Annotated in this window: 20 protein-coding genes, 2 tRNA genes and 3 rRNA genes; 16 read left to right on the top strand and 9 right to left on the bottom strand. The window is 41.6% G+C overall.

Annotation, left to right across the window (positions count from 1 at the left end; genetic code table 11):
* Positions 1 to 45: 45 nt before the first annotated feature.
* The 5 genes from MP622_RS14050 to MP622_RS14030 form a co-directional block, all read right to left on the bottom strand.
* Positions 46 to 423 carry a hypothetical protein gene (locus MP622_RS14050; protein WP_016168967.1) on the bottom strand — a complete coding sequence of 126 codons (378 nt, stop codon included), beginning with the start codon at positions 421 to 423 and terminating at the stop codon, positions 46 to 48.
* Between the two features lie 118 nt (positions 424 to 541).
* Entirely contained in the window at positions 542 to 1,441 is a 900-nt protein-coding gene (locus tag MP622_RS14045; protein ID WP_243791472.1) for a matrixin family metalloprotease, read from the bottom strand.
* A 120-nt stretch (positions 1,442 to 1,561) separates the two neighbouring features.
* Positions 1,562 to 3,502 carry a molecular chaperone DnaK gene (gene dnaK, locus MP622_RS14040; protein ID WP_243791470.1) on the bottom strand — a complete coding sequence of 647 codons (1,941 nt, stop codon included), beginning with the start codon at positions 3,500 to 3,502 and terminating at the stop codon, positions 1,562 to 1,564.
* A gap of 121 nt (positions 3,503 to 3,623) precedes the next feature.
* A complete protein-coding gene (gene grpE / locus MP622_RS14035) occupies positions 3,624 to 4,169 on the bottom strand; it encodes a nucleotide exchange factor GrpE (RefSeq protein ID WP_243791468.1) in 546 nt (181 codons plus the stop codon).
* A gap of 166 nt (positions 4,170 to 4,335) precedes the next feature.
* Complete coding sequence (locus tag MP622_RS14030) at positions 4,336 to 5,223, bottom strand: LysR family transcriptional regulator (RefSeq protein WP_016168971.1); 888 nt, start codon at positions 5,221 to 5,223, stop codon at positions 4,336 to 4,338.
* A gap of 108 nt (positions 5,224 to 5,331) precedes the next feature.
* On the opposite strand from MP622_RS14030, the gene MP622_RS14025 reads away from it, so the two are divergent.
* From MP622_RS14025 to MP622_RS13975, 11 genes are all read left to right on the top strand, one after another.
* Positions 5,332 to 6,186 (top strand): MBL fold metallo-hydrolase, encoded by an 855-nt coding sequence (locus MP622_RS14025; RefSeq protein WP_044739539.1) that lies wholly within the window; start codon positions 5,332 to 5,334, stop codon positions 6,184 to 6,186.
* A 531-nt stretch (positions 6,187 to 6,717) separates the two neighbouring features.
* Complete coding sequence (locus MP622_RS14020) at positions 6,718 to 6,951, top strand: hypothetical protein (protein WP_044739538.1); 234 nt, start codon at positions 6,718 to 6,720, stop codon at positions 6,949 to 6,951.
* A 276-nt stretch (positions 6,952 to 7,227) separates the two neighbouring features.
* Entirely contained in the window at positions 7,228 to 8,289 is a 1,062-nt protein-coding gene (locus MP622_RS14015) for an alpha/beta hydrolase (protein ID WP_044739537.1), read from the top strand.
* Between the two features lie 158 nt (positions 8,290 to 8,447).
* On the top strand, positions 8,448 to 8,999 hold the full coding sequence (locus tag MP622_RS14010; protein ID WP_044739536.1) for a peptidylprolyl isomerase: 552 nt from the start codon (positions 8,448 to 8,450) through the stop codon (positions 8,997 to 8,999).
* Between the two features lie 449 nt (positions 9,000 to 9,448).
* Positions 9,449 to 10,985, top strand: a 16S ribosomal RNA gene (locus tag MP622_RS14005).
* Positions 10,986 to 11,046: 61 nt separating this feature from the next.
* Positions 11,047 to 11,123 (top strand) — tRNA-Ile (locus MP622_RS14000).
* Positions 11,124 to 11,171: 48 nt separating this feature from the next.
* Positions 11,172 to 11,247, top strand: a tRNA-Ala gene (locus MP622_RS13995).
* 384 nt (positions 11,248 to 11,631) lie between these two features.
* Positions 11,632 to 14,523 (top strand): 23S ribosomal RNA (locus tag MP622_RS13990).
* Positions 14,524 to 14,730: 207 nt separating this feature from the next.
* A 5S ribosomal RNA gene (gene rrf / locus MP622_RS13985) occupies positions 14,731 to 14,845 on the top strand.
* The 16S, 23S and 5S rRNA genes sit together here with 2 tRNA genes alongside, the layout of an rRNA operon.
* A 112-nt stretch (positions 14,846 to 14,957) precedes the next feature.
* Positions 14,958 to 15,281, top strand: coding sequence for a cupin domain-containing protein (locus tag MP622_RS13980; RefSeq protein WP_243791467.1), 324 nt, complete (start codon positions 14,958 to 14,960; stop codon positions 15,279 to 15,281).
* Positions 15,282 to 15,415: 134 nt separating this feature from the next.
* Positions 15,416 to 15,727, top strand: a complete 312-nt coding sequence (locus MP622_RS13975; protein ID WP_243791465.1) for an ankyrin repeat domain-containing protein — start codon at positions 15,416 to 15,418, stop codon at positions 15,725 to 15,727.
* Between the two features lie 60 nt (positions 15,728 to 15,787).
* Here MP622_RS13975 and MP622_RS13970 read toward each other — a convergent pair whose 3' ends face one another.
* Positions 15,788 to 16,306 carry a transglycosylase SLT domain-containing protein gene (locus MP622_RS13970; RefSeq protein ID WP_243793543.1) on the bottom strand — a complete coding sequence of 173 codons (519 nt, stop codon included), beginning with the start codon at positions 16,304 to 16,306 and terminating at the stop codon, positions 15,788 to 15,790.
* A gap of 423 nt (positions 16,307 to 16,729) precedes the next feature.
* Here MP622_RS13970 and MP622_RS13965 point away from each other — a divergent pair, with 423 nt between their 5' ends.
* Positions 16,730 to 17,251 (top strand): N-acetyltransferase, encoded by a 522-nt coding sequence (locus MP622_RS13965; protein ID WP_044739786.1) that lies wholly within the window; start codon positions 16,730 to 16,732, stop codon positions 17,249 to 17,251.
* Between the two features lie 69 nt (positions 17,252 to 17,320).
* Here the strand turns inward: MP622_RS13965 and MP622_RS13960 are convergent, their stop codons facing one another.
* Positions 17,321 to 18,016 (bottom strand): TIGR04219 family outer membrane beta-barrel protein, encoded by a 696-nt coding sequence (locus tag MP622_RS13960; protein ID WP_243791464.1) that lies wholly within the window; start codon positions 18,014 to 18,016, stop codon positions 17,321 to 17,323.
* Positions 18,017 to 18,789: 773 nt separating this feature from the next.
* On the opposite strand from MP622_RS13960, the gene MP622_RS13955 reads away from it, so the two are divergent.
* The 3 genes from MP622_RS13955 to zupT all read left to right on the top strand — a co-directional run bounded on the left by MP622_RS13955 (position 18,790) and on the right by zupT (position 21,319).
* The gene (locus tag MP622_RS13955) at positions 18,790 to 20,268 is read left to right on the top strand and encodes a sodium-dependent transporter (RefSeq protein ID WP_016165723.1); all 1,479 of its coding nucleotides are present in this window, start codon (positions 18,790 to 18,792) and stop codon (positions 20,266 to 20,268) included.
* Between the two features lie 10 nt (positions 20,269 to 20,278).
* Positions 20,279 to 20,422, top strand: coding sequence for a methionine/alanine import family NSS transporter small subunit (locus MP622_RS13950; protein WP_016165722.1), 144 nt, complete (start codon positions 20,279 to 20,281; stop codon positions 20,420 to 20,422).
* Between the two features lie 87 nt (positions 20,423 to 20,509).
* The gene (zupT, locus tag MP622_RS13945; RefSeq protein WP_243791462.1) at positions 20,510 to 21,319 is read left to right on the top strand and encodes a zinc transporter ZupT; all 810 of its coding nucleotides are present in this window, start codon (positions 20,510 to 20,512) and stop codon (positions 21,317 to 21,319) included.
* Between the two features lie 49 nt (positions 21,320 to 21,368).
* Here the strand turns inward: zupT and rsmB are convergent, their stop codons facing one another.
* Positions 21,369 to 22,676, bottom strand: a complete 1,308-nt coding sequence (rsmB, locus tag MP622_RS13940; RefSeq protein ID WP_243791460.1) for a 16S rRNA (cytosine(967)-C(5))-methyltransferase RsmB — start codon at positions 22,674 to 22,676, stop codon at positions 21,369 to 21,371.
* Entirely contained in the window at positions 22,676 to 23,635 is a 960-nt protein-coding gene (gene fmt, locus MP622_RS13935) for a methionyl-tRNA formyltransferase (RefSeq protein ID WP_243791458.1), read from the bottom strand. The genes rsmB and fmt overlap by 1 nt, the downstream gene beginning before the upstream one ends.
* A 418-nt stretch (positions 23,636 to 24,053) precedes the next feature.
* Here fmt and ilvD point away from each other — a divergent pair, with 418 nt between their 5' ends.
* Positions 24,054 to 25,883, top strand: a complete 1,830-nt coding sequence (gene ilvD / locus MP622_RS13930) for a dihydroxy-acid dehydratase (RefSeq protein WP_243791456.1) — start codon at positions 24,054 to 24,056, stop codon at positions 25,881 to 25,883.
* Positions 25,884 to 26,199: the final 316 nt, after the last annotated feature.

Raw genomic sequence — 26,199 nt, 5'->3', positions numbered from 1 at the left:
GGAAAGATGACGGTGCGGGTGTACCGTCATCACATTTTAGGTGCTTTATTCGACTTCAATTGGATCGAGTTTTACCGCTTCTAGAATATCAAAAATTACAGTAGTGACATCCTGACTTAAATCGCGGTTATTAAAAATTTCATGTGCGCTAATGGTGACATCTGTGTCGCTTGGCAGTAGACGTTGTTCTTCTTCAATCAGGTGTTGAATTGGCAGCAAAGTCTGCTTGATTTCTAAATGCAAGATATCCTGAAATTCAATATTTTCATCTTCCAGTTCAATTTCTTGCTCATTGAAATATGGCAGGATAATAGAGTGGAGATAAGGCTGAATTTCAATAATATCAAACAATTCCAAATCACGAGTTTGTTCAATTGTGCTGATATGATCATTCACTTCAATGAGAATATGGTAGTAACTCACATTGTTCTCCGCTCAGTTTGCTGTGTGGATGGTTCTATCACAATAGCATGAAATCCAATCTTTTGCTGCGCAAATCAAGCAAAAAGCCTTATAAAGTTTAAGGGTATTTTTCACAAGGTTATTGGCGTGCAGCCAATAACTGTAAATCTGCAGCTCTGAGCCTAAAATGCTGTAAATCTTGTTCTCCCAAAATAGGGTACATCAGGGCTTGAGAGTCATTATGGTGTGCCAGTCCTAGTGCATGGCCTAATTCATGTGCGATGGTTAGTCTCAGATCATCATTTCCATCAAATTGGTAGATTTCAATTTTATTGCCCATAAACACGCCTTTATGGAATTCACGTGCTGGGAAACGTCGTTGGGCTTGCACGATGTCCTTATTCAGCTGTTGAATACTCAAGTTGTGTTGATCGACCTGCTGATTAAAGTTTTGATTTTGTTGTTGAAAATAAGCAGCTTCTTGTTCGAACTGTGCAATTTTGTATTGTAGTTGAGCGAGTTGGTTACGTAAATTTTGTTGTTGTTCCGCGGACTGCGCTTGGGCTTGTTGGCTCTGTAAATAGCGATATTCGGCTTCCAGTTGTTGTTGTTGCTGTTCTAAACGATGTTGTGTGAAACCCAGTTGAGTTCTGGCGCGTTCGATATTGTCTGAAGAGCGATTGTTTTGATTTTTGCTCTTATCTAGTTTTTGTTGGATTCGTTTTAACGCATCTGCATCTTGCTGGCGCTGATCATAGATCAGTTCTATGCTGAGTTTGGCATGCGGATCATAAACAAACAGAGTTTGTTGCGTACCTTGATGCCAGATTTCAAGAGCTTCTTGGCTCAGTTGTATAACCTGTGCTTGAGTAAGACCAAAACGTGGATCTACATTGCCAATTTTAAAGCGTAGTCGTTGATCAAAGGGGTGCAGTAACCGATCTGACCAGGCGTTATAGCGTAATTGATAGTGTGCATGGCTTTGGTAGCTGAGCCAGAGTATCGCTAAGAAGAGTAGGATGAATCCAAGTCGATGCATAAATCATTTTTCTTTTTCATTTATGTGTAATGTAGCGAAAAGTGTGCGGTGTGGAAATATATGCTTCCTCTAAAAATAAAAAAAACCGCGCTTACGCGCGGTTTTTTTTAAAGAGACAAATTATTTTTTGTCATCTTTTACTTCAGTAAACTCTGCATCTACAACACCATCATCAGCTTTTTGTTGACCTGCATCGCCACCTTGGAATGCATTTGGATCAAAGCCTTCAGCACCACCAGCTTGTTGTGCTTGTTCATAAGCACGTTGAGTGATCGGCATCAAGATGTTTTGTAAAGCTTCAGTTTTCGCTTTGATATCTTCAACATCATTTTCTTTTGTTGCTGCTTCTAGCTCAGAAACGGCAGTGCTTACCGCTGTTTTTTCATCTTCAGTCACTTTGTCACCAAGATCTTTAACAGCTTTGTTCGAGCTTGAAATTAATGCATCAGCTTCGTTACGCGCTTTTGCAAGTTCTTCAAACTTACGATCTTCTTCAGCATTCGCTTCAGCATCTTTAATCATTGCTTCGATTTCAGCATCAGACAAACCTGAGTTCGCTTTAATCTGGATCGATTGCTCTTTACCAGTGCTCTTATCTTTAGCAGATACTTTCAAGATACCATCAGCATTGATGTCGAAAGATACTTCAATTTGTGGCACACCGCGTGGAGCAGGTGGAATGTCGCCTAATTGGAAGTTACCCAACAATTTGTTTTGTTGAGCCATCTTACGTTCACCTTGGTAAACAGAAATGTCTACAGCAGGCTGGTTGTCAGCAGCAGTAGAGAACACTTGTGATTTCTTCGCAGGAATCGTGGTGTTTTTCTCAATGATTGGTGTTAATACACCGCCCATTGTTTCAATACCTAAAGTTAACGGTGTTACGTCTAATAAAAGAACGTCAGTTTTGTCACCAGACAATACCGCGCCTTGAATCGCAGCACCAATTGCCACTGCTTCGTCAGGGTTCACGTCTTTACGTGGCTCACGACCAAAGAATTCTTGAACTTTCTGTTGAACCATTGGCATACGTGATTGACCACCCACCAAGATTACATCAGAGATGTCAGAAGTCGAAAGACCAGCATCTTTAAGCGCGATACGGCAAGGCTCAATTGTACGAGCAACTAAATCAGCAACTAAACCTTCAAGTTTCGCACGTGTTACATTGATCACTAAGTGTTTAGGACCAGTTGCATCAGCCGTGATGTATGGAAGGTTGATTTCAGTTGCATTTGATGAAGAAAGCTCAATTTTTGCTTTTTCAGCAGCTTCTTTCAAACGTTGTAACGCAAGTGGATCATTTTTCAAGTTCACACTTTGTTCTTTCTTGAATTCTTCAACCAAGAATTCAATTAACGCGTTATCAAAGTCTTCACCACCAAGGAAAGTATCACCATTTGTTGATAACACTTCGATTTGTTGGTCACCATCAAGGTCTGCGATTTCAATGATTGATACGTCAAAAGTACCACCACCTAAGTCGTAAACTGCAACTTTGCGGTCGCCTTCTTTTTTGTCCATACCGAACGCAAGTGCCGCAGCAGTTGGTTCGTTAATGATACGTTTAACGTCTAAACCAGCGATTTTACCCGCATCTTTAGTTGCTTGACGTTGAGCATCGTTAAAGTAAGCAGGAACAGTAATAACTGCTTCAGTAACTGTTTCACCTAAATAGTCTTCTGCAGTTTTCTTCATCTTTTTCAAGATTTCAGCAGAAACCTGTTGAGGCGCTAATTTTTTATCGTTTACTTCAACCCAAGCATCGCCATTGTCTGCTTTGATGATTTTGTAAGGTACAAGACCGATATCTTTTTGTACCGCCTGGTCTTCATAACGACGACCAATTAAACGCTTAATCGCGAATAATGTGTTTTTAGGGTTAGTCACTGCTTGACGTTTAGCAGATTGACCAACCAAGATTTCACCATCTTTATATGCAATGATTGATGGAGTTGTACGAGCGCCTTCGGCGTTCTCGATTACTTTAACTTTGTCGCCTTCAAGTACAGCAACGCATGAGTTTGTTGTACCTAAGTCAATACCAATGATTTTAGCCATTAGATCTGTTCCTCAAAAATTCTTGTGCAATGTTTTTGCTTGTTATCCGATATGAGAGCCGTTCAAAATTTTTCAAGTTATTTTTCTGAAAATTTTTCACAAACTCCCGTATTTATAGGGTTTATGCGCCTACCATCACCATAGCAGGGCGAAGTAAACGACCATTTAAGGTGTAACCTTTCTGTAAAACGGTGCCAATTTCGTTCGCTTTGGCATTTGGATCAATACCGACAGCTTGGTGTAAATCTGCATTGAAACCGCTTTGTGTATCTGCTTCAACCACACCAAATTTTTCAAGTGTTGTGAGTAAAGATTTCAAGGTAAGTTTTACGCCTTCAAGTACAGGGGTTTCTTCTTCACCTGCGGCTTGAATGGCACGTTCTAAATTGTCGACAGAGTCGAGTAATTCTTTGGCAAACTTTTCAAGCACAGTTTCCTTATGCTTTTCAGCTTCACGTTGAATACGCTCAACACTCTTTTGTGCTTCATAAACGGCATTTGCTGTACGGGCTTTTTCTAATTTCAAGCTTTCTTCAAGTTTGCCGATTTGCGCTTGTAAATCTTCAACGCTAAGCTCGTTTGCTTGCTCTACACCTTCAGCTTGAGTTTGTTCTGTCTGTTGCTCATTTTGAATGTCTTGAGCTTGCTCATTTTGCTCATTAGCCATTGATGATCTCCGTTGAAAAAAGTTCTTAAACATGTACAGTCCTTTGGTGTCAGTGTTCACTGGTTAAATCTGAACTGTCATGAGTGATGAAATTCATGATTAGTAAAAGAGGTCGGGGCAGGAAAGCAAAATTCAAGTTGCATACCTGATTAAATTTGCACTATTTCTATTTTTTCTCAGATAAATTGAAGTGTTGAATTACAAATGCGATGAATTCTTGCGTTTTTTTACTTAAATGGCGACGAGACGAATACACCACAGACAGTTGCATTTGTGGCAGGGCGTAGTCGGGCAGAATCTGATGTAGCCGATTTTGATTCAGCTCAGTTTGTACCAATGCGGTTGGTAACATGGCGATGCCTTGAGCCTGTTTGCACATCTCTAATAATGCATAGGCATCATTGCTTTTGATCACACTATGCAAGTTATAGTTTTGGGGGTGTTGATTCGGAGCGTTCAGCGTCCAAACTGAATGCATACTGTGATGGGTCAGGCAGGTATGTTGTAACAGCTGTTCAGGATGTTGAATCTCGGGCGCTTGAGCCAAATAATCGGGGTGTGCGCATAAAACAGAGTCAATCGGAAACAGCGGACGGGCAATTAAACCTTCAGCTATTTTAGGGCTAATCCGAAAGGCTAAATCGATTTGGGCATCAATTAAATCGAGTGTGTCTTCGGTAATCACAATATCAAATTGTACAAATGGAAATTGCTCACGAAAGCGTTGAATACATTCGGCTAAACCATTTTGTAGCAAAAACAACCCCGTGGTCAGTCGAATCATTCCTGTTTGTTGCTGATCTTGTGTCATATCCAACAGCAATTGCTGTTGTTGCAAAATATTTTCACAGTAATGCAGCGCCTGCTCGCCAGCAGCCGTAAGTGAGATTTTACGGGTATTGCGATGAAACAATCGGGTCGAAAAATGATTTTCCAGATGTTCAAGGTAGCGAGATACCATGGCGCGTGAAACATTGAGATGGTCTGCAGCTTTGGTCAGACTGCCTTGCTGGGCAATACAGACAAAGACTTGAATGGCTTTTAGGGTATCCATATTTATGTTTATTGTTGCGTATATTGTAACAGTTTATCTTAAGTTGAGCTGTTTATTTGTCATAAACTGAAATTTAAAGTATTCAAAATCAAATAAGAGATGAATACCATGCAAACCAAGTTTTATGCCCTTGCCTTAACTGCTTTAGCACTTAGCTCGACTGCCTATGCGCAAGACCTAAAAATTCACACCTATTTAGCTAAGCCTGAACATTTTGGCGTGACATCTACCCTTATTGAAGGGGATAAAGAAGTGATGTTGGTGAATGCTCAATTTTCTAAATCGGAAGCTTTACGTATCGCAGCAGAGATTTTAGACAGCGGTAAAACTTTAAAAACGATTTTTGTGAGTTATGGCGATCCTGACTTCTATTTTGGTTTGGATGTTTTTAAACAATATTTTCCAAACGTAAAAATCATTGCAACACCTGAAACCGTGCAACATATTCAGGCAACGCAAGCCCTGAAAGTGCAGTACTGGGGACCACAAATGGGCGTGAATGCACCCAGCAAAATTATTGTGCCAGAGGTATATACTCCCAAAACATTAACGCTCGAAGATGAAGTGATTGCAATTAAGGGGCAAAAGGAACTGACTTATTTATGGATTCCAAGTGCTAAAGCAGTGGTTGGTGGTATTCCTGTTTCATCAGGCATTCATCTTTGGATGGCAGATACACCAAGCTCGAAAGATCGTGCAGAAGTAGTTAAGACCTTAGAATCAATCAAAGCACTTCAACCTGAAGTTGTTATTCCTGCACATATGCAGGCAGGCGCTGCTGAAGGTTTAAATGCAGTGAACTTTTCCATAGATTATTTAAAACAGTATGAAAAAGCCGCGAAAAATAGCAAAAATTCTGCACAGTTAATTCAAAGCATGCAGCAACAATATCCAGATTTGGCAGAGTCCGGCAACCTAGCATTGGGCGCTAAAGTAGTGAAAAGTGAGATGAAATGGCCTTAAGCAGTTGAGAGTAAAAAACGATCAAGTTAAACGAAATTAAATATTTCACAAGCGCTACAGATTTTCTTAAGCTAGAGCTAAGTAATCGCTGCTGTAGTGTCTGGTAGGCATGTCGGAGTCTGTTTTTAAGCTTATTCAACCTTTGAATAAGCTTTTTTTTGTGAAATTGTTGAGAGTTATGACTTTTTATAGATTTAGTAGCATAGAAACGTTATGGGCAAGTTATTTTGTAAATACTTGGCAACAGCAGTAAGTTTTTTCATTTCAATATCTTTTAACAGAATCTGTTTTTTCAATTGTGTTTGGTTAGAACGATGTACTTTATACGATTAAAAATAATCACTTAATTGATTTTTTTATTCTCATAGAAAAAAGAAACGTCTCAATCAGCTTAATAAAACATTGCAGAATGCAACCAACAAATAAAAAACGCTCACCATATATGTGCGCAATTCATTGAAAAAAAATGAATGATGACTTGGCAAAACTAAAGATTGGTTTTTGTATTTTTTATTTGAAAAGGAACAATGTATGAAAAAAGTCGGTTTATTTTCTATTTCTATGTTAGCTATTTCAGTGCTTGCAGTGGGTTGTGCTTCAAAAGATCCTGTACAAGCGACTGAAACAGCTCAAATGTCGACTGGAGCAGAAGTGGGTGCACAAGGACAAGTTGGGATTGCTGCGCAAGCAGATGGATCTGCAAACATGAATGCTCCACAGGCTCAAATGAATGATATGCAGGGTCAACCACAATCGATTCAATAATAATGTTTATGTTGTTGAGTTGAAAAACAGCATATTTAGAGTAAAAGACAGTACTTGAATGAGGTGTACTGTCTGAATCAATAGATGCTCTTATTAATTAAGGATGTGTTAAAGAACCCAACTTTTCTATTGATGATTTTGACTTGAACTTGCAGAAACAATGTTAATGACAATATGCTTAAAGCAGATTAGCTTTGTTGCAAAAGCCATACTTTAAGGTTGAACATCTTTAGTAAAGTTTGACCGAAAAATAAAACAACAAGGAATGAGTCGTTTATGGGCATATCAATACAAAAAGTGATGGAACAAAATCAAGGGACAGCAGCGCGACTACTCGATAAGTTGCCTAACTTTGTACAGGAGAATATTGTCAAGGCTTTAGCCTATCCTTATCACTACCCCGAATTAGACTCTTTTCTTAAATGTCTGGTTGCTGTTCAATATAAACAAAATAAAACAGGCTTTATTTCTGCAGATGCACAGCACTCTCGTAAAGTCTTTGAATTGCAGAGCCAGCTTATTGCAGGAAAATCAACAGTCATTAAACAAGTCGAAGATTTACGCCTACCTTTGCAAAGTGGAACTATTTTTGCGCGTCACTATCATCCTGCACCCAATAAAAAACTTCCGATGTTAGTGTTCTATCATGGAGGAGGTTTTGTCGTTGGTAGTATCGATAGTTATGATGAAGTGTGTCGTCTATTGGCTGTACATGCGCATGTACAAGTGCTCAGTATTGATTATCCCTTAGCACCAGAAGCCTCACCGTATCAAATTGTACAAAGTTGTGAAGATGCCTTGGCATGGGTGTATCAAAATCGAAAACAACTCAAAATTTTAAAAAATCGTATAGCCGTTGCAGGCGACAGTGCAGGTGGCAATTTAAGTGCGGTGGTTGCGCAACGTAGTATAGGTAAAGCCTATGCACCGCAAGTCCAGTTTCTAATTTATCCAGCATTAGACTTTAAAAGTCGTCATCCTTCCTTTTTTGCTTATAAAGATGGTCTAGTCTTAACTGGAGACGATGTTGATACCGTGACCGCACATTATGCCACTCAGCATCAGGTTGCTTTGGATGATCCAATTATTTCCCCGACTTATGGTAGTTTAAGAAAATTAGCATCCGCCTTTGTTGTTACGGCAGGGCATGATGTACTGCACGATGAAGCCGAGATCTATGCCCATAAGCTACGACATCATGGTGTCTCCGTGGCTTATCATGATTATCCAAGTATGACTCATGGTTTCATTAACATGGTAGGCTTATCGCGGATTGCAAAGAAGAACTACATCGAAATGAGTAAGAAATTCAGAAAATTTTGGGATAAACACAGTTAAAGTAAGACATAAATAAAGTGTTTTAAATATTTGAATATCCATGCATAAATTTAAAACAATGATTTAGATCTTATAAATAAAAAGTTTAAAAGTATCTGAATTTAAAGAGTTGTGTTAAATATAACCAAATATAAAACAGCATTACAGGAACCCCCAACATGTTAAAACAGAGCCTCGCGTTATTGACTGCTGCTACATTCAGTGTGTGTACCTATGCAGCCAATACTCTGGTGGAAATGAAAACATCAATGGGAAATATTGAAATTGAGCTATTTAATGATAAGGCACCAGTTTCAGCCAAAAACTTTGAAGACTACGCAAAAGCAAATTTCTATAACGGCACTATTTTTCACCGTGTCATTCCTGGGTTTATGATTCAGGGCGGAGGAATGGATGCCAATATGGTCGAAAAGCCAACCAAGGCACCTATCAAAAACGAATCTTCAAATGGTTTAAAGAATACGCGTGGCACATTAGCGATGGCACGGACCAATAACCCAAACTCGGCTACCAGCCAATTCTTTATTAATGTCGTAGACAATGATTTTTTAAATAAAGGGTCTATGAATGCAGGTTATGCGGTCTTTGGTAAAGTGACGAAGGGAATGGATGTGGTCGATAAAATTGTAAAAGTACCGACTGCGAGCTATGGAATGCACCAAGATGTACCGAAACAACCTGTGAAAATTCTCAGTGTGAATATTAAGTAAGCAGGCACAGCTAAATCATTAAAAAAATAGCAGAAATATTTTTATTTGTATTTCTGCTTTATAATTAATGACTTATGTGGTTTTTGGTTTGTTGGTGAGCTAAAATGGTGCATAAAAATGCAACACTCAATAAAACAGCTAGTTAAAAGTGCTTGCACTGAAAATAAAACCGTATAGAATGCACCCCATACCGACGAGATAGACGGAAACGAACGAAGTGCGAAGCACTGAGTTGTTGAGTATATTGAGTCCAGCATCTAATACTGACGAGGTATTGGGTAGATCATTAAGAGATTATGAAGAACAACTTGTGTGGATTTTTACTGATTGATTGATCGAAATTATTTTCATTGATTGATGGTAGAAATTACTCGAAGTTTATTTGAGAAATTAATGTCAGAAAATTGATGAGCCAGATTTGGTGTTTAGAATAAAGCACTATTGATTTTAAACTGAAGAGTTTGATCATGGCTCAGATTGAACGCTGGCGGCAGGCTTAACACATGCAAGTCGAGCGGAGCGAGGGTGCTTGCACCTTAGCTTAGCGGCGGACGGGTGAGTAATGCTTAGGAATCTGCCTATTAGTGGGGGACAACATTCCGAAAGGAATGCTAATACCGCATACGCCCTACGGGGGAAAGCAGGGGATCTTCGGACCTTGCGCTAATAGATGAGCCTAAGTCGGATTAGCTAGTTGGTGGGGTAAAGGCCTACCAAGGCGACGATCTGTAGCGGGTCTGAGAGGATGATCCGCCACACTGGGACTGAGACACGGCCCAGACTCCTACGGGAGGCAGCAGTGGGGAATATTGGACAATGGGCGGAAGCCTGATCCAGCCATGCCGCGTGTGTGAAGAAGGCCTTTTGGTTGTAAAGCACTTTAAGCGAGGAGGAGGCTCTTAAGGTTAATACCCTTGATGAGTGGACGTTACTCGCAGAATAAGCACCGGCTAACTCTGTGCCAGCAGCCGCGGTAATACAGAGGGTGCGAGCGTTAATCGGATTTACTGGGCGTAAAGCGTGCGTAGGCGGCTGATTAAGTCGGATGTGAAATCCCTGAGCTTAACTTAGGAATTGCATTCGATACTGGTCAGCTAGAGTATGGGAGAGGATGGTAGAATTCCAGGTGTAGCGGTGAAATGCGTAGAGATCTGGAGGAATACCGATGGCGAAGGCAGCCATCTGGCCTAATACTGACGCTGAGGTACGAAAGCATGGGGAGCAAACAGGATTAGATACCCTGGTAGTCCATGCCGTAAACGATGTCTACTAGCCGTTGGGGCCTTTGAGGCTTTAGTGGCGCAGCTAACGCGATAAGTAGACCGCCTGGGGAGTACGGTCGCAAGACTAAAACTCAAATGAATTGACGGGGGCCCGCACAAGCGGTGGAGCATGTGGTTTAATTCGATGCAACGCGAAGAACCTTACCTGGTCTTGACATAGTAAGAACTTTCCAGAGATGGATTGGTGCCTTCGGGAACTTACATACAGGTGCTGCATGGCTGTCGTCAGCTCGTGTCGTGAGATGTTGGGTTAAGTCCCGCAACGAGCGCAACCCTTTTCCTTATTTGCCAGCACTTCGGGTGGGAACTTTAAGGATACTGCCAGTGACAAACTGGAGGAAGGCGGGGACGACGTCAAGTCATCATGGCCCTTACGACCAGGGCTACACACGTGCTACAATGGTCGGTACAAAGGGTTGCTACCTAGCGATAGGATGCTAATCTCAAAAAGCCGATCGTAGTCCGGATTGGAGTCTGCAACTCGACTCCATGAAGTCGGAATCGCTAGTAATCGCGGATCAGAATGCCGCGGTGAATACGTTCCCGGGCCTTGTACACACCGCCCGTCACACCATGGGAGTTTGTTGCACCAGAAGTAGCTAGCCTAACTGCAAAGAGGGCGGTTACCACGGTGTGGCCGATGACTGGGGTGAAGTCGTAACAAGGTAGCCGTAGGGGAACCTGCGGCTGGATCACCTCCTTAACGAAAGATTGACGATTGGTAAGAATCCACAACAAGTTGTTCTTCATGACGATGTATCTGAGGGTCTGTAGCTCAGTTGGTTAGAGCACACGCTTGATAAGCGTGGGGTCACAAGTTCAAGTCTTGTCAGACCCACCACTACTGACGAAGTACGGAAGATCAGAAACATTGACTTATTGATAAGCTGGGGACTTAGCTTAGTTGGTAGAGCGCCTGCTTTGCACGCAGGAGGTCAGGAGTTCGACTCTCCTAGTCTCCACCATCACATTGCATTGCAATGAGCTAAGAAACAAGCAAACGAAGTATTAGATTATAGAAATTAATAAGAAGTTAGCGTAATATGCGCGTCTTGTTAACTTCTGTGATTTATCACAGTTTACTGCAAGCTGACGAGGCTGTAGTTAATCATTAACAGATTAGAAAATTGAGTCTGAAATAAATTGTTCACTCAATGACGAAGAAAGAAGAAGTAATTCTTTGATCTAAGTTGATTGAGAACTAGCAAAAACACTGAATCAAGCGTTTTGGTATATGAATTTAGATTGAAGCTGTACAGTGCTTAAGTGCACAGACAACAAATCAGTAGCAATTAAGTTTGCAACGATAACACTCACTTGTATGTGTTAGCGACTGTTTGGGGTTGTATAGTCAAGTAATTAAGTGCATGTGGTGGATGCCTTGGCAGTCAGAGGCGATGAAAGACGTAATAGCCTGCGATAAGCTCCGGGGAGGCGGCAAATATCCTTTGATCCGGAGATTTCTGAATGGGGGAACCCACCTACTATAAGGTAGGTATTGCAACATGAATACATAGTGTTGCAAGGCGAACGAGGGGAAGTGAAACATCTCAGTACCCTTAGGAAAAGAAATCAATTGAGATTCCCTCAGTAGCGGCGAGCGAACGGGGAAAAGCCCATTAAGTCATGTAAGTTTTAGTGGAATGCTCTGGGAAGTGCAACCATAGTGGGTGATAGTCCTGTACACGAAAGGGCTTACATGATGATGTCGAGTAGGGCGAGGCACGTGAAACCTTGTCTGAATATGGGGGGACCATCCTCCAAGGCTAAATACTCCTGACTGACCGATAGTGAACCAGTACCGTGAGGGAAAGGCGAAAAGAACCCCTGTGAGGGGAGTGAAATAGATCCTGAAACCGCATGCATACAAGCAGTGGGAGCCGACTTGTTCGGTGACTGCGTACCTTTTGTATAATGGGTCAGCGACTTACATTCAGTAGCAAGGTTAACCGTATAGGGGAGCCGTAGAGAAATCGAGTCTTAATAGGGCGTTTAGTTGCTGGGTGTAGACCCGAAACCAGGCGATCTATCCATGAGCAGGTTGAAGGTTGGGTAACACTAACTGGAGGACCGAACCCACTGTCGTTGAAAAGCCAGGGGATGACTTGTGGATAGGGGTGAAAGGCTAATCAAGCCTGGTGATAGCTGGTTCTCCCCGAAAGCTATTTAGGTAGCGCCTCGGACGAATACCATAGGGGGTAGAGCACTGTTTCGGCTAGGGGGTCATCCCGACTTACCAAACCGATGCAAACTCCGAATACCTATGAGTACTATCCGGGAGACAGACTGCGGGTGCTAACGTCCGTAGTCAAGAGGAAAACAATCCAGACCGCCAGCTAAGGCCCCAAAATCATAGTTAAGTGGGAAACGATGTGGGAAGGCATAGACAGCTAGGAGGTTGGCTTAGAAGCAGCCACCCTTTAAAGAAAGCGTAATAGCTCACTAGTCGAGTCGGCCTGCGCGGAAGATGTAACGGGGCTAAAACTATGTGCCGAAGCTGCGGATTTGACATTAGTCAAGTGGTAGGGGAGCGTTCTGTAAGCCGATGAAGGTGTATTGAGAAGTATGCTGGAGGTATCAGAAGTGCGAATGCTGACGTGAGTAACGACAAAACGGGTGAAAAACCCGTTCGCTGAAAGACCAAGGGTTCCAGTCCAACGTTAATCGGGGCTGGGTGAGTCGACCCCTAAGGCGAGGCCGAGAGGCGTAGTCGATGGGAAATTGGTTAATATTCCAATACTTCTGTGTAATGCGATGAGAGGACGGAGAAGGTTAAGTCAGCCTGGCGTTGGTTGTCCAGGTGGAAGGTTGTAGGCATGTATCTTAGGCAAATCCGGGGTACTCTATGCTGAGAACTGATAGCAAGCTGTACTTGTACAGTGAAGTGGCTGATACCATGCTTCCAGGAAAAGTCTCTAAGCTTCAGTTACACAGGAATCGTACCCGAAACCGACACAGGTGGTCAGGTCGAGTAGACCAAAGCGCTTGAGAGAACTCTGCTGAAGGAACTAGGCAAAATGGTACCGTAACTTCGGGAGAAGGTACGCTGCTGACGGTGATGGGACTTGCTCCCTGAGCTATTGGCAGCCACAGAAACCAGGCCGCTGCAACTGTTTATTAAAAACATAGCACTCTGCAAACACGAAAGTGGACGTATAGGGTGTGATGCCTGCCCGGTGCTGGAAGGTTAATTGATGGGGTTAGCGTAAGCGAAGCTCTTGATCGAAGCCCCAGTAAACGGCGGCCGTAACTATAACGGTCCTAAGGTAGCGAAATTCCTTGTCGGGTAAGTTCCGACCTGCACGAATGGCATAATGATGGCGGCGCTGTCTCCAGCAGAGGCTCAGTGAAATCGAAATCGCTGTGAAGATGCAGTGTACCCGCGGCTAGACGGAAAGACCCCGTGAACCTTTACTGCAGCTTGACATTGAACTTTGACCTTACTTGTGTAGGATAGGTGGGAGGCTTTGAAGTTGGAACGCCAGTTCCAATGGAGCCGTCCTTGAAATACCACCCTGGTAATGTTGAGGTTCTAACTCTGTCCCGTTATCCGGGACGAGGACCATGTCTGGTGGGTAGTTTGACTGGGGCGGTCTCCTCCTAAAGAGTAACGGAGGAGTACGAAGGTGCGCTCAGCGTGGTCGGAAATCACGCGTAGAGTATAAAGGCAAAAGCGCGCTTAACTGCGAGACCCACAAGTCGAGCAGGTACGAAAGTAGGTCTTAGTGATCCGGTGGTTCTGTATGGAAGGGCCATCGCTCAACGGATAAAAGGTACTCTGGGGATAACAGGCTGATACCGCCCAAGAGTTCATATCGACGGCGGTGTTTGGCACCTCGATGTCGGCTCATCTCATCCTGGGGCTGAAGCAGGTCCCAAGGGTATGGCTGTTCGCCATTTAAAGAGGTACGCGAGCTGGGTTTAGAACGTCGTGAGACAGTTCGGTCCCTATCTACCGTGGGCGCTGGAAATTTGAGAGGATCTGCTCCTAGTACGAGAGGACCAGAGTGGACGAACCTCTGGTGTACCGGTTGTGACGCCAGTCGCATCGCCGGGTAGCTATGTTCGGAAGGGATAACCGCTGAAAGCATCTAAGCGGGAAGCCTACCTCAAGATAAGATTTCCCTAGGACTTTATGTCCTCTAAAGAGCCGTTGAAGACTACGACGTTGATAGGTTGGATGTGGAAGCATAGTGATATGTGAAGCTGACCAATACTAATTGCTCGTGAGGCTTGACTATACAACACCCAAGCAGTTGTATTTAAAGCTTATAATCGATTCATAAAAGATCAGTTAACCCTGATCTGAAACAAAAAACTTGATTTAGTGAAAGCTAGAACATAAAATTCGACTCAGTTAACTAATCCGTTAATAACTCATTTGGAAAAAACCTTGGCACATACAGAAATGTAAACTTAAGACCAAGCAAGTATCCATAAACAGTTGTGCTGGCGACAATAGCAAGAGTGAACCACCTGATCCCTTCCCGAACTCAGAAGTGAAACCTCTTAGCGCTGATGGTAGTGTGGGGTTACCCATGTGAGAGTAAGTCATCGCCAGCTCATTAATTCAAACACCCCCTTCTAATAAGAAGGGGGTGTTTTTTTATATGGAAAATAATGAATAGATGGATAAGATATAATTGGATAAATTACATAAGACGAATCTATAAGAATGAATTCAGTTAATATATTCGATTCACTGCCAAAAGATCTAAGCGTAGAAGTAAGTGAAGAGATTATTCATGCTTTAACCATAAGAATAGAGCGTATTGTTTCTAAAGGACATAGCTCTCCTGATAAAGGTTGGTATGATCAGGATGAGAATGAATGGGTCATGGTTGTTGAAGGGAAAGCAATACTAGAATTTGAGGGCGGTTCAAAACGTGAGTTGTCCACGGGCGATTACATCAATATTCCTGCACACGTTAAACACAAAGTGGTTCAGACGGATCCTAACCAAATCACCATCTGGCTTGCTATTTTTTATAAATCTTAAGAAATCACACAATAAATTGTTAATCAGATTCTTATCTGGTTGAAGTATATGATTGTCCTTGAATCTATATAGATGCTTCTAAAAATTTAAGCTTTAATAGAGGATTCGAAGGTTAAAATAAAAAGGTAAATCTAATGGAACTCAATTCTTTTACTCCTATTCCTGAAAATGATGATGAACTCCATCTCCCTGAACCTGTTTATTGGTCATCTTTAGGTGATTTTGAGCAAGTCGAACAGTTGTTATTAGATGGTGCTGATCCGAATCAGACAGATGAAGAGGGTTATAGTGCACTACAAGCTGCGGCGGAGAATGATCATTTAGATGTAGTTAAATTACTTGTGAGTAAGGGTGCAAGAATCGATTATCGCTCAGAATATACTGCACTTGAATTAGCTGAAATGGCTGAAAATAAAGATGTTATTGCGTATTTAAAAAGTTTGTAAATATAGCTTTGTGATAAAAGCCCATCTTAAGTTGGGCTTTTAAATACTTAAAATCAAAGTTTAAAGTGAATCTTTAAGTTTATCTTCATGCTGCTTCACTTGTTTTGCATATTTTTTCCCTTGGTGGCGCATTTTCCAACTCGATTCATAGCCTGTAGGTCCAACATTATAATAGGCAAGGGCTTTTTTCCAGCTCCCAGCAGATTCATTGTATTTGGCTAAAATATAGGTGCCACAATTGATATTATTGGCTTCTTCGAATAAATCACCAGGGCAAGTTTGTTGCCAATACATCGGCATAATTTGAGTTAATCCCACAGCACCAACGGGTGAAACTGCATAGTTACGATAACTCGACTCTTGTCGAATCATGGCAGCAATCAGTAAAGGATCGACCTGATGTAGTTCTGCACTTTGCACAATCATCGGTGCAACGCGGTTTGCTGTGGTTGAGTCAACGGCATATGCCTTTTGAATACCAGTAGATAGCTTTGCTGCACGTTTTTCTAAAGAGCCACCGCCTAAACCTGAACAGCCTGTGATCATGAAGATACTTAACGCAATAATGCCGAATTTCATTCCGGTTGATGGTTTCAATGTGGCTAAATGGTTTAGAGAGGGCACGTGCAACAAAATAAAATTCCTGATGTGATTAAAATATTTAAGATGTTAGGTAGTGCAATATAGGGAGTCAATACGAGTTATTTTAAGGAATAGAAGCATTCTGTAATGTTTACCCGATTTGGTTTATTTAGATTCTGAATTCTACTGTTGATATAAAAGAAAAGCCCAATCATCCTGACAGGGCTTTTCTGTATAAGGTTTGATGTAATCAACTCCTGTCAATTACAGCGCTTCCTGCAATCTTTGTTATTATTTAAAGAAACTTCCTGTTTCTCTATGTTTTTATAATAAAAGGAAATAAGGAATGTATATAGACGTAAAAATCGTTGTTCTCTGTAAGTAAAAACGTACACAAAGAATTTGAATATTGAGGTGCTTATGCAAAATAAAAAGTCTGTATGGTCAGTTCGAGCTGAGCAACCTGAAGATGTTGATCACATCGAAGACTTGACGATTAAGGCATTTGAATCGGCTATTTATAGCGATCATCATGAGCAATTTATCCTGCGTGCATTACGACAGTCAGGACAACTCAGTATTTCTCTAGTTGCCGAACTTGATGGGCAGATCATTGGACATGTTGCGATTTCTCCTGTGCGAATTTCATCAGGTAAAGAAGGTTGGTATGGTTTAGGCCCAGTTTCAGTTTTACCTGAATTTCAGAGGCAAGGCATTGGTCGAGATTTAATTGAAACTGCATTAGCCCAGTTAAAAAAGCAGCAGGCAAAAGGGTGTGTGGTGTTGGGAGAGCCTGATTATTATGCACGGTTTGGCTTTCGGCCCCTGAGTCTATTGGTATTGGAAGGGGTTCCTGCCGAGTATTTTCAGGCACTTACATTTGAAAATGAAATTCCACAAGGTAATGTTCAATATCATGCCAGTTTTAATGCCACGTCTTAACTGGATCGACGGAAAAATAAAAAAAAGCTGAATGTTTACATTCAGCTTTTTTTAGGGGCACTTCAGAAATTAGAAATGTGCATCTAAACCAATATAAGGACCTTTGAAGTCAAGTTTAATGTCATTACGGTTATAGTCATCTAAATCAACAGTGAAAATTCGGTAACCTGCTTTTACACCAACATCGACAAGCATGTTATCGATAAAGTTGTATTGAATTTCCGCCAAAGCATCGGTTAACTGCGCATCATCAAAGTTGCTATAGGTTAGCTCTGCTTTCGCACTTAAACCCGTAAATGGTAATTTACCACCGACTGTACCGTAAATAATCGGATAGGTTTCATCAATACTGGTACGTTGTCCTGCAAAATTGGTGATATCACCATTCAAAGTGGTCGCACCTGCACCAATATCCAGATCAACAACATTGTCTAAAATTTCGTAATAGAGAATGAAGTCAGCGTGATCAAGGTTAACTGCATAATTAGATTGCCCTGCAACACTTTTCTCTGTTTGAGTGTCTAAATTAACATAGCGTATTTTGGCATTTGGAATAATTGGAACTGGGTGTTCTAAAGCGACAGAAAATTGGACTGCACCTTCATTATCTAGTTTTTCCTTTGAAAAAGGGGCTGTATTGTTCATTTCGGCATGGCCATCATATGCCCAATAGCTGATATCGCCTTTAAGTGCGACTAAATCTGCTTGAGCTAAGCCACTCAAACCTACGCCTAATGCCAGTAATCCTGCTTGTGTTAATTTCATGCTTTTATCCTAAATTGCGTTGTGTGTTTGTGTTAAAAAATGCTTAAAACAAGAGCTATTTGGTTGTATTTCAGAGCATGATATAGCGATGCGAAAAAAGAAACAGTAGTCAAAGTGCTTTTTTACATAAAAGTGCAGATAATGATGAATCGGCTAGCAGCAGATTTCTGATTTAGGTATAAAAATGATTGTGAGTGACAAACATCTTTTTAGATTTTGAATTTTACTTTGGTTGAACTGAGCTAGAGTTTTGTGGGAGGTTTAACATAAAACTTAATTAAATCATAAATTTATTTTAAAATTTGGAGTTTAGTGTGTAATTATGATGCTAAACCACTGTACTCAACTAAAAAATTTTTAGATAGATAAAATGTAGGCACAAAATAATCAATAAATTAAGGGAATTTTCCAGTATTTTAAAAATCTTGCATTTTGGGCTTTGTTAATCTATTTTAAAAAATGTGATAAAAAAAGAGCTATATTTTGATCAATTGATTAAAAATAGAATACAAAAGGACGAACTTTCATCCAGAAATTACAGCAAAAAATAACAAAAGTGAGTATTGTTCAATGATTAAGAGGTGAAAACAATCCGAAAGACTTTAACCAAGATTTTGTGTGCATTTCATCTGTTTGCAATTTAGAACGAAACACCCAAAAGGTGGAAGCTAAATCAAACAACAAAAATATTTTTGAATGGTACTTTTTTGCTAGCCATATTAATCCGTATAACAAGCAGCAATAAAAGTTACCCCAAGATTTAGGTGTGTTTCATGGCAGATTCTCGTGAAAACTGGACGTCACGATCTGGTTTTATTATTGCAGCTGTTGGTTCGGCTGTTGGTTTAGGTAATATTTGGCGTTTCCCCTACGTTGCTTATGAAAACGGTGGCGGTGCGTTCCTTATTCCTTATTTACTTGCATTAATTACTGCAGGGTTACCACTGTTATTTTTAGACTATGCTGTCGGGCATCGTAGCAATAACTCTCCACCAAAAGCGTATCGCGCTTTATTTAAAGGAGGTGAAACGCTCGGTTGGTGGCAAGTTTGTGTGTGTATCATTATTGGCTTGTACTATGCCAGCGTACTCACTTGGGCAGGAAGTTACGTTTACTTCTCGATTGGTCAAGCCTGGGGCAATGATCCAGAAAGCTTCTTCTTCAATACTTATTTACAAACCACAAAGGCAACAGGCTTAGATTTACAGTTTGTTAGTCATTTGTTTTGGCCAATTGTAGGTATTTGGGCACTGACTCTGATCATCTTGTTTGGTGGTGTAAAGAAAGGGGTTGAACTGTCGAATAAAATCTTTATGCCTTTGTTATTCGTATTGTTCACTTTCTTGGTGATTCAAGCTTTACGTTTGCCAGGTGCAGCTCAAGGTTTAAATGCATTCTTTACCCCGAACTGGTCTGCAATGATGGACTATAAGGTATGGTTAGCAGCATACGGTCATACCTTCTTCTCACTTTCAGTGGGTTTCGGGATCATGGTGACTTATTCATCTTATCTAAAACCGAAAACCAACTTAACGGGTTCTGGATTGATTGTTGGTTTTGCCAATGCTTCAACAGAAATTTTAGCGGGTATTGGTATTTTTGCTGCATTGGGCTTTATGGCACATGCTGCGGGTACAGACGTTAAAGATGTCGTGAGTGGTGGTATTGGTCTTGCTTTCATTGCCTTCCCGAAAATTATTTCGAGCTTGGGTGCTGGTGCAGATTTATTTGGTTTTCTATTTTTCTCCTCGCTATTTGTAGCAGGTATTTCTTCTATGGTGAGTATTTTGGAAGTTCCAATTGCAGCCATGCAAGACAAATTAAAATGGAGCCGTCCAAAAGCTGTATCGATTATTGGTGGCGGTAGCGCGCTAGTTTCGATCTTTTTATTCTCTAGCGTAAATGCGATTAAGTTGGTAGATATCATTGACCACTTTATCAACAACATCGGGATTATCGGTGGTGCTTTAATATCAATTATCAGTATTGCATGGTTCAAGCGTTCTGCGCTGATTGAGCTCCGTGATCATGTGAACCGCATTTCAACCATTCAGTTGGGCAAGGGCTGGGACTTTACTTTAACAGTCATTACATCTTTCATCTTGTTAACGACTTTGACCATGACTATTTTTAATCTAGTTCAAAATGGTTATGATACTTATAGTATGAGCTTACAAGGCGTATTTGGATGGGGCAGTGTGATTTTCTGCGCTGTGGTTGCCGTTATCCTCAGTAAAATCAAAGATCGCTAGGAGAAGCAGAATGAATACTAAAGCTATCATAATGATGATTATCTCAATGGTATTTCTCTGGGGCGGGTTGGCATTGTCGATTCTCCATTTGATGAAAAACCCTGAAGAATTGGATGAAGTGCTGGACGAAGTGAAAGATCAGCACACGTTGTAAATAATTTGTTTCAGTAAATACCAAGTATATGCAAATGAAAGCCATTATCATTTAAGATAGTGGCTTTCTTATTTAGAGCATCACTTTATGGACACCTTATTACCGCATCAGGTGTGGGTTGCATTTGGCGTGACCTTGCTTGCAGGACTGGCGACAGTTCTGGGCGGTATTTTGGTTGTATTCTTTAAACAGCCGAGTTATCGCTTTCTCTCGTTTGGATTGGCATTTTCCGCAGGGGCGATGATTTATGTTTCTTTGACAGAAATTTTAAATAAATCCATTCATTCTTTTAGTCTGGCTTTTGATGATAAAACGGGCTATGCCTTTGGGACTTTATCATTATTGCTGGGTGTGATTTTAGTTTTAATTCTTGACCGTTGTATTCCCAACCCTCATGAAACCATTGAAAACCAAAGTGTGCAGGGCATTAATCAACAACAATTATTACGCACAGGATTGTTGACTTTATTCGCGATTACGGCACATAACTTGCCAGAGGGTTTAGCGACTTTTTTTGCGACTTTAGAAAGTCCAGCACTTGGGGCACCGCTTGCGGTAGCGATTGGTATTCATAATATTCCTGAAGGAATTGCGATTGCTTTGCCAGTCTATATGGCAACTCAGAAAAAAAGTGCAGCATTAATTGCCAGTTTGGTCTCGGGGCTTGCTGAACCTTTAGGTGCAATGCTTGGTTATTTTCTTTTGGCACCGTATTTAAGTTTTAGTGTATATGGCACCGTATTTGGCGTTATTGGTGGGGTGATGGTGTATTTGGCCTTAGATGAACTGCTCCCGACGGCCAAAAAATATGCGCAAGGGCATGAAACAGTCTATGGTTTAGTTACAGGCATGGCATGTTTGGCACTGAGTCTGGTGATGTTTAAGTATGTGAGTTAGCTGAGAGAGTGAAAAACAGAAACGAGCGTTTCTGTTTTCCTGAAAAGTTTTAGGCGGTTTTTTCGATTAAGCAATAATAAAAACCATCGCCATGCCCTATTTGTGGGAACAATTGGCGACCATGAATCTGCTCAATCCCCCAATCAGCATTAATTTTAATTTCTTTCGCATCAGTGTGTTTGGCAAAGAAATCGACCATTTGCTGTTCATTTTCTGCTTTTAAAATTGAACAGGTAATGTATAGCAATGTGCCGCCTACTTTGAGTTGCTGCCACATATTTTCAAGAATTTTCTTTTGTAGCTCAACTGTTTGGGCAATATCACTCGATTGACGCAGTAAACGAATATCTGGATGGCGGCGGATCACGCCAATGGCTGAACAAGGTGCGTCGAGGACGATACAATCTGCAAGTTCAGGTGATGTCCATTTCACAGCATCGGCTGTAATAATTTCTACAGACTCTTCGCTTAAAGCCAAACGTTCTAAGTTTTCAGCGACACGTTTTAGGCGTTTTTCATCTTGGTCGAGGGCGATCAGTTTTTTCGGCTGATATTTCTCTAAAATATGTGCTGTTTTGCCCCCAGGCGCTGCACAGGCATCAATCACAAATTTGCCATTTAAGTCGGGCAACAAGGTTGCACAGAGTTGTGCATGTTCATCCTGTACTGAAAAACCACCCGCTTCAAAACCAGGAAGGCTAGGCACATGAATACTCTCATCAAGCACAATCCCGACATTAGAAAGTTCACATGCATGTGCTTCAATGCCTTCATCTTCTAAGATTTCTAAATATTCGTCACGGCTGACCTGTAAGGTATTGACGCGCAAGGTTAGGGGGGCAACTTGTTTTAGTTCATAGCTGATTTCAGCCAGTTGCTCCCCCCAGTCTTTTTTCAAACGTTTGGATAACCAGCTTGGCAAATTCGATGCTTGTTCTAAAACATCGTAGAACTGTTCTGTTTCTCGGGTTGCACGACGCAAAATGGCGTTGACCACACCGCTTAAGCTTTCCATACCCAATTGTTTTGCTGCATCTACCGTTTCAGAAATAGCCGCATGCGCTGCAACGCGGGTACACAGCAATTGGTATAAACCTACGTATAAACAGGTTTCAACCACTTGATTTTCAAGTGGTTTAGACAGCAATGGTAACGTCACTTGTTTCAATGCGTGCCATTGGCGTAAACAACCAAGAACTAATTCATGGTACAAGGCACGGTCTTTGTCGGACACAATAGCCATGTGTTGTTGAAGCACCGATGCCAGTGATTGACCATTTTGGACAGCCAATAACGTTTTAACAACCTGAGCACGTAAGTTTAAAGTCTTACTTGAGGCGTGGGGAGATTGTTTCATTATAAAATTTGTCCAATATTCAGTTTTTGGGTTTGTAAAATTTGTACAGCATTCAGTGGCTTACCGCCTGGCCATTGTAAAGTTGTGAGTATGATGACGGTATGATTGGCACAGACAACATGTACACCGTGTTTATCAATCGCAATAATTTCACCCACTTGAGTCTTTTCTGTCGTTTCAGGTGATAAGACAGAATTCCAGACTCTTAAGTTATTTTGTTCATCGAGTGGAATAAATGCCACGGGCCAAGGGTTAAAAGCACGGATATTACGGTCAATGCTTATCGCATCTTGTGACCAATCAATTTGCGCTTCAGCTTTACTGAGTTTATGTGCATAGACCGTGAACGCTTCATCTTGTACCTCACGCTCAGCAAAATATTGCTGTAAGGTTTGTTCAGAGTGCAACACGGCAACAATTGCTTCTGCTCCTTGTAGCGCCAGTTTGTCATGCAATGAGGCTGAGGTATCGGTTGCTTCAATCGGACAGTAAGTCTTGTACATCATGTCGCCCGTATCTAGGCCTGCCGCCATTTTCATAATGGTCACACCCGTTTCAGCATCTCCTGTGGCAATTGCACGTTGAATTGGTGCAGCACCTCGCCAACGTGGTAACAATGAACCGTGAATATTCAGGCAGCCGTATTTAGGCGTATCGAGTACCACTTGGGGCAAGATGAGACCATAAGCGGCAACCACCATGACATCGGCATTTAAATCTTTTAATTGTTGTTGTGCAGCTAGGCCTTCCTCAGTGGAAGATTTGAAGTGTAAAGGTTGATATACGGGTAAATCATGTTCCAATGCCAACTGTTTGACTGCTGAAGCAGTCAGTTTTTGACCACGACCCGCTTTGCGGTCAGGTTGGGTGTATACCGCAACAATTTCATGTTCTGTTTTGAGTAACGCTGCCAAAGCACATGCAGCAAATTCAGGTGTACCGGCAAAGATGATTTTCACACATCAAATTCCATAGAAACTTTCGTCTATTATATGTCAAAAGCAACGCCAAGCCGAATCTACAATATGCGCGGTAACAATCACAGTATTGTTGAATATGCGATGCAAAAAATAGCAAGGGTATCGGTCTTTTAAAACTTTTGGTTATGCAAAATTAAAAAAATATTCATGAAAGTTTTGTATTTAATCTGCTGTGTTCGGTTTATAGTAGTTTCATTAAAGCTTTCTTTGAGATCATGTGTCGGAATATAGCCTGTGTTGTTTGAATGCAGGAAAGTTGAATGCTGGTTGTCTGTTAAACACTTCGCTGTAGTATGATGTTGCCTATATTTCGACTGATTCTAGATGATCCATCAGTCTTATTTAGCCAGAGTGAATCGCAGATTCATATCAAGCACAAACTTTGTTGGAAACGCAAATGCCTGATTATCGTTCAAAAACATCAACACATGGAAGAAATATGGCTGGCGCACGTGGTTTATGGCGTGCAACAGGTATGAAAGATGAAGATTTTGGCAAACCGATTATTGCGGTGGTCAACTCTTTTACTCAATTTGTGCCTGGTCATGTGCATCTTAAAGACTTAGGTCAACTTGTGGCACGTCAAATTGAAGCGTCAGGCGGTGTAGCAAAAGAATTTAATACCATTGCAGTCGATGATGGGATTGCGATGGGACACGATGGCATGTTGTATTCATTGCCTTCACGTGACTTAATTGCAGACTCTGTGGAATACATGGTCAATGCGCATTGTGCTGATGCCATGGTGTGTATTTCGAACTGTGACAAAATCACCCCAGGCATGTTGATGGCTTCTATGCGCCTGAACATTCCTGTGGTGTTTGTCTCTGGCGGGCCGATGGAAGCGGGTAAAGTCAAAATTCGTGGTAATGAACATGCGATTGACCTTGTCGATGCCATGATTGTCGCGGCAGATGACAGCTTCACTGATGAAGAAGTGGCTGAATATGAACGTTCAGCTTGTCCGACGTGTGGTTCATGTTCGGGTATGTTTACTGCAAACTCAATGAACTGTTTAACCGAAGCGTTGGGCCTATCGCTTCCAGGCAATGGTTCAACTTTGGCGACACATGCAAATCGTAAAAAATTATTCGAAAAAGCAGGTCAGTTGATTGTTGAACTGGCAAAACGCCATTATGAGCAAGAAGATTACAGCATTCTTCCACGTTCTATCGCGACCAAAGCAGCCTTTGAAAATGCCATGACCCTTGATATTTCAATGGGGGGGTCAACCAATACCGTTCTTCACTTATTGGCTGCTGCGAATGAAGCAGAAGTTGATTTTACTATGACTGACATCGACCGTTTATCACGTAAAGTGCCTGTTTTGTGTAAAGTTGCCCCTGCAAAACAAGATGTGCACATGGAAGATGTACACCGTGCAGGTGGTATCATGTCAATTTTGGGTGAATTAGACCGTGCAGGCTTGTTGGATACGTCTGTACCGACCGTGCATGAAAAAACCTTAAAAGATGCCTTGGATAAGTGGGACATCATCCGTACTGAAGATGAAGAAGTGTATCAATTCTTCCGTTCAGCACCGGGTGGTGTACCGACGCAAACTGCATTCTCACAAGACCGTTACTACTCTCGTTTAGATGGTGACCGTAACAACGGTGTTATTCGTAATGCTGAACATGCTTTCTCTCAAGATGGTGGTCTGGCGGTTCTTTACGGTAACATTGCCCTTGAAGGCTGTATTGTGAAAACAGCAGGTGTGGATGACTCCATCTTGAAATTCAACGGCACAGCACGTGTTTTTGAAAGTCAAGATGCTGCGGTAGAAGCGATTCTAGGTGGGAAAATTACCGCAGGTGATGTGGTGGTAATTCGTTACGAAGGCCCACGTGGTGGTCCGGGGATGCAAGAAATGTTGTATCCAACCAGTTATTTAAAATCGAAAGGTTTAGGTAAAGATTGTGCCTTACTTACCGATGGTCGTTTCTCAGGTGGATCATCTGGTCTTTCGATTGGTCACGTTTCGCCTGAAGCTGCTGAAGGTGGTGCGATTGGTTTGGTTGAAGATGGTGACCGTATCGAAATCGATATTCCAAACCGTACGATTCACTTGGCTGTGGACGAAGCAACGATGGCAGCACGCCGTCAAGCACAAGAAGCCAAAGGCTGGCAGCCTGCTGAGCCACGTCCGCGTAAAGTGTCTAAAGCCTTAAAAGCCTATGCGATGCATACCACCAGTGCCTCAAAAGGCGCAGTACGTGAAATTTAATTTGTAGTTTTTTACCGATTAGAAAGAGCACTCCATTTTGGGGTGCTTTTTTATTTAAAAGTTATTGGTTCAGCACAATGGGATCTTAAAGGTGTGGCTCAAATTGCGGTTTATAACCTTCGGTTCGACCTACTTTTGTTTCGGCAAAAGTAGGCAAAACCATTGGTCATCCGCAAAACCTGTTTATTTTCGGCATCTAAAAGAATATCTTGAAAAAACAGTCCATTTAATAGGCAACTACTTCGTCTTGCGCTGCAAATAAAAGCAATGCTTTTATTCTTGCTCAGGTTGCGGATGACGTTTCCGTGTATTCAAC

This window comes from Acinetobacter sp. PK01, assembly GCF_022819285.1.
In the GTDB taxonomy this organism is placed as follows: Bacteria; Pseudomonadota; Gammaproteobacteria; order Pseudomonadales; family Moraxellaceae; genus Acinetobacter; species Acinetobacter tandoii.
Note: the sequence above shows the minus strand (reverse complement) of the source record. Positions and strands in the feature narration are given on the sequence as shown.

Excerpts from the sequence above, each read along its gene's own strand:
- MP622_RS14045 (WP_243791472.1), bottom strand. The coding sequence starts at position 1,441 with ATGCATCGACTTGGATTCATCCTACTCTTCTTAGCGATACTCTGGCTC.
- dnaK (WP_243791470.1), bottom strand. The coding sequence starts at position 3,502 with ATGGCTAAAATCATTGGTATTGACTTAGGTACAACAAACTCATGCGTT.
- grpE (WP_243791468.1), bottom strand. The coding sequence starts at position 4,169 with ATGGCTAATGAGCAAAATGAGCAAGCTCAAGACATTCAAAATGAGCAA.
- MP622_RS14030 (WP_016168971.1), bottom strand. The coding sequence starts at position 5,223 with ATGGATACCCTAAAAGCCATTCAAGTCTTTGTCTGTATTGCCCAGCAA.
- MP622_RS14025 (WP_044739539.1), top strand. The coding sequence starts at position 5,332 with ATGCAAACCAAGTTTTATGCCCTTGCCTTAACTGCTTTAGCACTTAGC.
- MP622_RS14020 (WP_044739538.1), top strand. The coding sequence starts at position 6,718 with ATGAAAAAAGTCGGTTTATTTTCTATTTCTATGTTAGCTATTTCAGTG.
- MP622_RS14015 (WP_044739537.1), top strand. The coding sequence starts at position 7,228 with ATGGGCATATCAATACAAAAAGTGATGGAACAAAATCAAGGGACAGCA.
- MP622_RS14010 (WP_044739536.1), top strand. The coding sequence starts at position 8,448 with ATGTTAAAACAGAGCCTCGCGTTATTGACTGCTGCTACATTCAGTGTG.
- MP622_RS13980 (WP_243791467.1), top strand. The coding sequence starts at position 14,958 with ATGAATTCAGTTAATATATTCGATTCACTGCCAAAAGATCTAAGCGTA.
- MP622_RS13975 (WP_243791465.1), top strand. The coding sequence starts at position 15,416 with ATGGAACTCAATTCTTTTACTCCTATTCCTGAAAATGATGATGAACTC.
- MP622_RS13970 (WP_243793543.1), bottom strand. The coding sequence starts at position 16,306 with ATGAAATTCGGCATTATTGCGTTAAGTATCTTCATGATCACAGGCTGT.
- MP622_RS13965 (WP_044739786.1), top strand. The coding sequence starts at position 16,730 with ATGCAAAATAAAAAGTCTGTATGGTCAGTTCGAGCTGAGCAACCTGAA.
- MP622_RS13960 (WP_243791464.1), bottom strand. The coding sequence starts at position 18,016 with ATGAAATTAACACAAGCAGGATTACTGGCATTAGGCGTAGGTTTGAGT.
- MP622_RS13955 (WP_016165723.1), top strand. The coding sequence starts at position 18,790 with ATGGCAGATTCTCGTGAAAACTGGACGTCACGATCTGGTTTTATTATT.
- MP622_RS13950 (WP_016165722.1), top strand. The coding sequence starts at position 20,279 with ATGAATACTAAAGCTATCATAATGATGATTATCTCAATGGTATTTCTC.
- zupT (WP_243791462.1), top strand. The coding sequence starts at position 20,510 with ATGGACACCTTATTACCGCATCAGGTGTGGGTTGCATTTGGCGTGACC.
- rsmB (WP_243791460.1), bottom strand. The coding sequence starts at position 22,676 with ATGAAACAATCTCCCCACGCCTCAAGTAAGACTTTAAACTTACGTGCT.
- ilvD (WP_243791456.1), top strand. The coding sequence starts at position 24,054 with ATGCCTGATTATCGTTCAAAAACATCAACACATGGAAGAAATATGGCT.